Source organism: Zhongshania sp., assembly GCF_041623545.1.
In the GTDB taxonomy this organism is placed as follows: domain Bacteria; phylum Pseudomonadota; class Gammaproteobacteria; order Pseudomonadales; family Spongiibacteraceae; genus Spongiibacter.
Map to the genome: position 1 here is coordinate 1 of NZ_JBFJWS010000434.1, position 1763 is coordinate 1763.

Annotated in this window: 1 protein-coding gene; it reads left to right on the plus strand. The window is 53.1% G+C overall.

Features of this window, described 5'->3' with window-relative positions:
• A partial coding sequence (locus ABYT30_RS18925; protein ID WP_373098091.1) for an ATP-dependent DNA helicase occupies positions 1–1763 on the plus strand: 1763 nt, incomplete at both ends.

Sequence of the window (1763 nt, forward strand, 5' to 3'; positions counted from 1 at the left end):
CGAGACCTTGCCCTCGCCGAGCTAAGCTTTCCCCACCCTGATTTCCGTACCGGTCAGCACGAGCTCGCCAGCAACGTTTACAAAGCGGTGGCCTCCAATGTGCCATTATTGCTACAGGCGCCAACCGGTATCGGCAAAACCGTTGGTGTGCTGTTTCCGGCAATGAAAGCGATGCCGAAAACAGGCCTAGATCGCCTATTTTTTTTAAGCTGCCGCAATACCGGCCGCAAACTTGGCCTCGAGGGCTTAAAAACAATCAGTAGCGGGCAAGCTGAGCCAACGCCAATACGGGTATTGGAACTGTCGTCCCGCGAAGCGGCCTGCGACTACCCGGATAATGCTTGCCACGGCGACTCCTGCCCCTTGGCCAACGGTTTCTTCGACCGGCTGGCGGGCGCCCGTGAAGAGGCCATTCAACAGCGTTTTTTAGATCAAAGTGCGCTGCGCAGCATTGCGCGTAACCACAATATTTGCCGCTATTTTCTCGCCCAAGAAATGGCCCGCTGGTCCGATATAGTGGTTGGCGATGTTAATCACTACTTTGATCAATTCGCCATACTCTACGGGCTAACGAAACAGAATGAATGGAAAGTTGCCCCGCTAGTAGATGAAGCCCACAACCTCATTGATCGGGCGCGAAGCATGTACAGTATTGTGCTAAGTGAGGCGGAAATGCTCTACACCATAAACAAAGCACCGGCGCCCCTAAAGCAGCCCCTCGCCGACCTTGAAGATGCTTGGCAATCATTGACCAAACCCTATCTGACCGACATCAGCGCACAAGATTTAGAGCATCGCTACTTTTTAGATGAGGTACCCGACGAATTAAACACCGCCCTATATGGCCTGATCGCCGCCATTACTGACTACCTGAGCGACCACCCCGCTGCGGCTGACATTCAACATGTGCTGTTTACCGCACTGGGCTTTTTGCGCCTGGCCGACGCCTTTGGCGACCACTCGCTCTGCACCTTGGAGTTTACCGTCTCGCCGATTGCCGGCAGCCTGCTGCGCGGCAGTGCCAAACTTAAAATCGATAATTTAATACCCGCCGACCATTTAAAGCAGCGCTTTAGCGACGCCAGTAGCGCGATTTTATTCTCCGCCACCCTCGCTCCAGATCGCTATCACTTAGACCTATTGGGGATGCCGGAAACAACCGTATTTAAAGATATTGAAAGCCCCTTTCAACGGGATCAGATCGACCTTCGCTTGGTCACCGACATCAGCACTCGGCGCGACAACCGGCGCGCCTCACTTGAACCGATTAGTATGCGAATAGCAGAGCAGTTTCAGAACAGGCCCGGCAACTACCTCGTTTATCTCAGTAGCTTTGAATACCTCAATGCGCTTTATGAATACGTGAAAACCACTTTTCCCGATATTCGCCTTATTCGTCAGACAGCTGGCATGGCCCCCATCGCTCGGGAACAATTCATTTCGGAGATTAGCGACGGTGCCCCCAGTGTTGGATTTGCAGTCTTGGGCGGCGTCTTTTCAGAAGGCATCGACCTACCCGGCGAACAGCTCATTGGCGTTTTTGTCGCTACCCTGGGGCTGCCGCCCCACGATGAATTACATGAAGTTCTGAGGAGTCGTCTTGAGGCGAGATACGGCGACGGCTATCGCTATACCTATCTCTACCCGGGTATGCAAAAAGTAATACAAGCGGCTGGCCGCTTAATCCGCAGCCCCACAGACCGAGGCATTATCGAGCTCATTGATGATCGCTTTTTACGCAATGATATAAAAGCGATGTTGCC